The 5,528-nt window shown below is 62.2% G+C and carries 5 protein-coding genes and 4 pseudogenes; 1 reads left to right on the top strand and 8 read right to left on the bottom strand.

Going from position 1 to position 5,528, the window contains the following annotated elements; genetic code table 11:
- From FTV43_RS14370 to FTV43_RS16075, 7 genes and pseudogenes are all read right to left on the bottom strand, one after another.
- Nucleotides 1–125 (bottom strand): annotated as a pseudogene (locus tag FTV43_RS14370) (transposase); the annotation flags it as partial.
- A gap of 48 nt (nucleotides 126–173) precedes the next feature.
- The gene (gene repC, locus FTV43_RS14365) at nucleotides 174–1,025 is read right to left on the bottom strand and encodes a replication protein C, IncQ-type (RefSeq protein WP_010895881.1); all 852 of its coding nucleotides are present in this window, start codon (nucleotides 1,023–1,025) and stop codon (nucleotides 174–176) included.
- Nucleotides 1,012–1,851: a helicase RepA family protein gene (locus FTV43_RS14360; RefSeq protein WP_172688719.1), complete on the bottom strand. Its 840-nt coding sequence runs from the start codon at nucleotides 1,849–1,851 to the stop codon at nucleotides 1,012–1,014. Before FTV43_RS14360 ends, repC begins: the two co-directional genes overlap by 14 nt.
- Before the next feature lie 65 nt (nucleotides 1,852–1,916).
- On the bottom strand, nucleotides 1,917–2,153 hold the full coding sequence (locus FTV43_RS14355; protein ID WP_010895879.1) for a hypothetical protein: 237 nt from the start codon (nucleotides 2,151–2,153) through the stop codon (nucleotides 1,917–1,919).
- A 67-nt stretch (nucleotides 2,154–2,220) separates the two neighbouring features.
- A pseudogene (locus FTV43_RS16085) lies at nucleotides 2,221–3,075 on the bottom strand (DNA-primase RepB domain-containing protein); the annotation flags it as partial.
- A 98-nt stretch (nucleotides 3,076–3,173) separates the two neighbouring features.
- Nucleotides 3,174–3,584 carry an IncQ-type mobilization protein MobB gene (locus tag FTV43_RS16080; RefSeq protein ID WP_010895877.1) on the bottom strand — a complete coding sequence of 137 codons (411 nt, stop codon included), beginning with the start codon at nucleotides 3,582–3,584 and terminating at the stop codon, nucleotides 3,174–3,176.
- 106 nt (nucleotides 3,585–3,690) lie between these two features.
- Nucleotides 3,691–4,332 (bottom strand): annotated as a pseudogene (locus FTV43_RS16075) (MobA/MobL family protein); the annotation flags it as partial.
- Nucleotides 4,333–4,513: 181 nt separating this feature from the next.
- On the opposite strand from FTV43_RS16075, the gene FTV43_RS14345 reads away from it, so the two are divergent.
- On the top strand, nucleotides 4,514–4,813 hold the full coding sequence (locus FTV43_RS14345) for a hypothetical protein (protein ID WP_010904468.1): 300 nt from the start codon (nucleotides 4,514–4,516) through the stop codon (nucleotides 4,811–4,813).
- Nucleotides 4,814–5,401: 588 nt separating this feature from the next.
- On the opposite strand, the pseudogene FTV43_RS16200 reads toward FTV43_RS14345, so the two are convergent.
- Nucleotides 5,402–5,528 (bottom strand): annotated as a pseudogene (locus FTV43_RS16200) (LysR family transcriptional regulator); the annotation flags it as partial.

Raw genomic sequence — 5,528 nt, 5'->3', positions numbered from 1 at the left:
ACCCCGTGGAAGCGGGTTAGGTTGACTCTGGGCTTCGGTACCAGGGCGGCCAGCCTTGCAATGAAATCCAATGGTTCGAAAATGACGTGCGTGGTGCCGTCCCGGTACGGCGTCTTGAGCTGGTAGCAATCTGACAGTGCGGAGGGGGAGGGGCGTGACTGTTAAACAGGGGGTCAGCCTGCCGCCTTGGGCCGGGTGATGTCGTACTTGCCCGCCGCGAACTCGGTTACCGTCCAGCCCAGCGCAACCAGCTCCGGCAACGCCTCGCGCACCCGCTGGCGGCGCTTGCGCATGGTCGAACCACTGGCCTCTGACGGCCAGACATAGCCGCACAGGGTATCTATGGCCGCCTTGCCGGTCTTGCCGGGGTCGATCCAGCCACACAGGCGCTGATGCAGCAGGCGGGCCGCTTCGCTGTCCAGCGCTCGCACCTCGTCCATGCTGATGCGCACATGCTGGCCACCACCCATGACGGCCTGAGCAATTAAGGGGTTCAGGGCCACGTACAGACGCCCGCCTGCCTCGTCGCTGGCGTACTCGGCAAGCAGCCGGAACCCCTGCCGCTTGCGGCCATTTTGGGCGATGATGGAGACTGTCCACAGGCGCTCAATGCACTCCCGGATTGCCTTGAACTGGCTGCCGCCATCCTCTGCATACCCGATTTCACGGGCCAGCGCCCGATAGCTGCCCTTAACCACCATGGCATCAGCGGTAACGGCCTCCCACTTGGGTTCCAAGAACAACCGGAGCTGCTGCCCGCCTTCGGTCTTGGGTTCTGGGCTAAGCACTAGGCCATTAGGCCCAGCCATTGCCACCAGCCCTTGCAGGATGCGCAGATCATCAGCACCCAGCGGCTCCGGCCCCTTGAACTCGATCCGCTTGCCGTCGCCGTAGTCATACGTCACGTCCAGCTTGCTGCGCTTGCGCTCGCCCCGCTTGAGGGCACGGAACAGGCCGGGAGCCAGACAGTGCGCCGGGTCGTGCCGGACGTGGCTGAGACTGTACTTGTTCTTAGGCTTCACCACGGCGCACCCCCTTGCTTTTGCGCTGCTTTTCCAGCACGGCGGGTTTGAGCACCCCGCCGTCATGCCGCCTGAACCAGCGGTCTTTGAACGGCACCCCATAGTTGGCCTTGCTGACACCAAAGCGGACGAAATAGGGCCGCTGTGAGTCGTCCACGCCCCATTCCTCGGCCTCGGCGGCCGTCATGCCGGACAGGTAGGACTGCCAGCGGATGTTATCCACCAGCACGGACGATCCCCGGCTGGCCTGCTGCTGGTCGCCTGCGCCCATCATGGCCGCGCCCTTGCTGGCATGGTGCAGGAACACGATAGAACACCCGGTATCGGCGGCGATGGCCTCCATGCGGCCAATCACCTGCGCCATGGGGCCACTGGCGTTCTCTTCCTCGATATGGAACCGACGCAGCGTATCCAACACCATCAGGCGGCGGCCCTCGGCGGCGCGCTTGAGGCCGTCGAACCACTCCGGGGCCATGATATTGGGCAGGCTGCCGATCAGCGGCTGGATTAGCAGACCGTCAGCCACGACTTGCCGTTGCTCGTCGGTCAGGTGCGCCCCCAATGCGTGCAGGCGGTGATGTATAGCGGTGGGCGGGTCTTCGGCGGGCAAGTAGATCACCGGGCCGGTGGGCAGCTCTCCCACGTCCAGCAGGTCGGGGCCGCCTGCGATCTGTGCGGCCAGCTGTAGAACCAGCATGGACTTGCCGGCCCCACCGGGGGACACCAGCGCCCCCACGGTACCGGCCACCATGTTGGGCAGTACGTAGTCAATCGGCGGCGGTAACTCTGTGAAGCTCGCCAGAATATCGATAGGCTTATGAGTAGCCATTGGTTTGCCTCCTTTGCAGGCGGTTGATGGTCAGGCGCTGGCGGGGCATCCCCGCCATGCGCCGCCTAGTCAGTGATAACACGCCACTCTCGCAGCCCAATTTCTCGCACGACCTTGGCCGCCGCATCCAGTGTCTTGAACTGCCGCACATCACCTCTGGCGGTGTGTAAGGTAGGTTGTGCGCTGCCAATGTTGCCGCTCAGCTCGATAGTCCACCCGTTATGCAGAACACTTGACGATCTCACCACGGCACCCTGAATCAATCCAAGCCCAAAATACTCTTTTGCCTTTCCTATATCCATTTTTTAATCCTACTATAAAGTCAAATTGTTTTGACAATATAGCAGTTTTGTTTTATCAAAACAAGCATTACATGCTTAAATCTGGCCCCTTGCTGCGCTGCTTCTGGGTCTGCTTCGCCAGCTCGGCGCGGGCCTCCTGCACCTGCGGAAGCTCCATCACCTTCTGCACCGTACGCTTGATGTAATCGGCCTCATGGCCCGCCTTGCGCTCCATGATAGCGGGGCTAGCCTCGGCCATGGCCTTGCTGATCTCGTCCGGCTCCCGGCCCTTGCTGGCCAGCTTCATGGCCGCGATGAAGTCGCACTTGCTGAGGTCATCACCGTACCGCTTGACCAGCCCGGCCATTTCGCTGCGGTAGTCGTCCACGACGCTGCGGCGATACCGACGCACACTCTGCGGGGCGGTGATCTCGGCCAGTCGTGCCGTCCGTTCCTGTCGGCGCTCGATGCTGTCCAACACCTGCCCGGCCTGCTGCATCAGCTCCGGCCCTGCGGTGGCACTCTTGCCGCTGGACTCCCGGCACAGCACCCACGGCTGATAGCCGGTGCGGCTGGTGTACTTGTCCTTGCGGTTGGTAAAGCCTGCCAGACGGCCATAGTGACGGCTGTCGGCGCTTGCCGGGTCGGCGTCATACTCCCGGGCCAGCTTCCGGGCGATTACGCCCCTATGATCTGCTGGGGCATCCTGAGCCACCTTCACCCATGCCTGATAATTCTTGAGGCTGGTCTCGATGATGGCGGCAGGCTCCCGGCCCTCCTGCTTCATGGCGTCCAGATCGTCGCTGCTGAGGTCGTCAACTAGCACCAGACCATGCCGGGCCTGCTCGGCGGGGCGAATGTAAATATCGTTGCCCTGGGCATTCATGCGCTTGAGCCAGGCGGCGTTCTGCTGCACTTCCTGCGGTGTCCATTCCCGGTTCATCATCTTGCCGCTGGCGGCATCCCGTATGCCGATGTCGTACCGGTCGCAGCCCATGGCCTTGAGCTGCCGGGCGATGGCTTGCGCGGTGCGGTCACCTTTCACTTGAGCTTGAAAATCAGCCATATGCTCCCCTGTTGCTCGATGATTTGCGGCTCCAGCCAAAGCCATGATGCGATCAGCAGCGCCAGAATAGGCATCACGGAAGCGATCAAGACCCCGGCCCACAACCTCCATGTCCAGCCACGGGCGGCGCTCCGGGCCGTCTGGCCGGCCTTGGCCAGTTCCCCTGCGGCTGCCCTCATGTCCTTTGCTGCCTGCCGCCATGCGCTCATGGCTTGCTGTTGCTGGCTCGTCCAGCTCGCGGCCTGCTCCTCGCTGGCCTGCTGTACCTCGGCGATCCGCTGCCGGGCTTCGTCCGCCAGTGTCGCCATGCTCTGGGCCAGCGGCTCTATCTCTGCCGCTAACTCGTTGATCCCTCTGGATTTCCTCACTCTGTCTATCGCGCTCATGCTCGATAACCTCCCGGTATTCTTGTAAGTCGATGATCTGGCCGTTGGCCGTGTCGATGGCTAGGGCGATATCGGCCCTCTCGGTGCGGATGCCCCGGCTCTCCATCTCCACCACGTTAGGGCCAAGATGGATGCCCGGCAAGCGCTCAATGCCCTGCGCCTCAAGGGTGCGATGGTCAATGCGGGCCTCGTGCCCGGCCTGTTCAAGGGCGCGGTTGGCGTAGTGGCTCCATGCCTCGCGGGTCTGCTCAAGCCATGCCTTGGGCTTCAGGCTCTCGGACTTCTGCGCCCCGCCCCGCTCTGGCTGTTTGCCGTTGTACCGCTTAAACCACTGGTCAGCCGGGCGCTCGATACCGTCGTTCTTCCGCTCGGAGATCATCAAGTGGCAATGGGGGTTCTCACCGTTACCGGCATGGATGGCCAGCGTATACGGCAGGCGCTCGCCCTCAGTCAGATGCCGGGCGAATTCGTCCACCAGCTCCCGCTGCTGATCTAGGGTCAGTTCGACCGGCAGGGCAAACTCAATCTCTTTGAATAAGCGACCGTTGGCCCGCTCGTACAGGTCGGCACCGTCCCAGTAGTCGGCGGGACGCTCGGCCCACTCGGGCAGGTGGCCGGACTGGGTGTGCAGCACCTCTTCACGGTCGCGGGAGTAACGGCCCTCCCGCTGGATGTAATCGGCTTTCGCCTTGGCCGATTGGCCGCCGTTCCGGCTGCCGGTCTTGGCCGTAAGGTGATAGATGGCCATAGGGGTTTAGCTCCATGCAATGGCCCTCGGAGAGCGCACAGCCCCGAAGGGGTGCCCCCAGGGCAGTTTCTTGAAGAGAAACCGGTAAGTGCGCCCTCCCGTAAAATGACGGTCGGGGTTTGCGGTGTCTGTGCTCCGATGATAGCATAATGACAAGCACATAACCAAGAGGATTATCAAAATGGCAAAAACAGCGGAACGGCTCGCCAAGCTGGAAGAACAACGGGCACGAATCAACGCCGAGATCCAACGGATCAGAGCACGGGAGCAGCAGCAAAAGCGCAAGGAAAACACCCGGCGCAAAGTGCTGGTAGGTGCATGGATACTCGGCAAAGTTGAAAACGGCGAGTGGCCAGAACAGCGCCTGCTCGATGGGTTGGACAGCTACCTAGAGCGCGACCATGATCGGGCACTGTTCGGACTTCCACCCAAGCAGAAACAGCAGCCACAGGAGCATGGTCAGCCGGAGCCGCAAGGATAGCCAAGCGCAAAGCGGTCAGAATGGCCCCTGAATGGCCCCTTCGGGGCTGCACACCGCCCCCACCCTTCGGGTAGGGAAAAGGCCGCTAAAGCGGCTAAAATCGCTCCAGCGTATTCCCGCGGGATTTGGTATGGGGTTTAGCGGGCTTTGCCCGCCTTTCCCCCTGCCGCGCAGCGGGTGGGGCCGGTGTGTAGCCTAGCGCAGCGGATAGAGAAGTTATCCGGCCTCTGGCCGGCATTTTAAGCAAGGGCAAACAGTGCCCCACTAGGGCGCTGTTAACCGCGCCTAGTGGATTATTCTTGGATAATCATGGATGGATTTTTCCAACACCCCACCAGCTCCCCCCCTTCCTGGGTTTGCAGGTTTAGGGGCGTGACAGTTACGCCGGGGGTTCGTGACAGTTACGCCGGGGGGGCGTGACAGTTACGCCGGGGGCGTGACAGTTGCGCCGGGGGACGGATGGCGTTTGCGATCATGAGGGCGAAGAAGCTCAACAGCATGGGCACGGTGGCGGCTGCGTTGCAGCACTGCTACCGCGACCGCGAGACGCCGAACGCCGATCAGGAGCGCACACCGGACAACGATCACCTGGCTGATACCAAGTGCCTTGGCCGCATGCCGAAAATTCAGATGCTCGGCGACGGCGATGAACTGAACAAGGGAAATGAGCGGTATCCTGCCAGACAGGATACCGACATTCACGAGGTTTCGATGG

Origin of the sequence: Acinetobacter sp. YH16053 (assembly GCF_013417035.1) — a bacterium.
Taxonomy (GTDB): Bacteria; Pseudomonadota; Gammaproteobacteria; order Pseudomonadales; family Moraxellaceae; genus Acinetobacter; species Acinetobacter towneri.
The sequence above is the reverse complement of the archived record's forward strand: the minus strand, read 5'-3'. Positions and strand labels throughout refer to the sequence as shown.

Bases quoted from the DNA above. Each gene is read 5' to 3' on its own strand.
- FTV43_RS14360 (WP_172688719.1), bottom strand. From the start codon at position 1,851: ATGGCTACTCATAAGCCTATCGATATTCTGGCGAGCTTCACAGAGTTA.
- FTV43_RS14355 (WP_010895879.1), bottom strand. From the start codon at position 2,153: ATGGATATAGGAAAGGCAAAAGAGTATTTTGGGCTTGGATTGATTCAG.
- FTV43_RS16080 (WP_010895877.1), bottom strand. From the start codon at position 3,584: ATGAGCGCGATAGACAGAGTGAGGAAATCCAGAGGGATCAACGAGTTA.
- FTV43_RS14345 (WP_010904468.1), top strand. From the start codon at position 4,514: ATGGCAAAAACAGCGGAACGGCTCGCCAAGCTGGAAGAACAACGGGCA.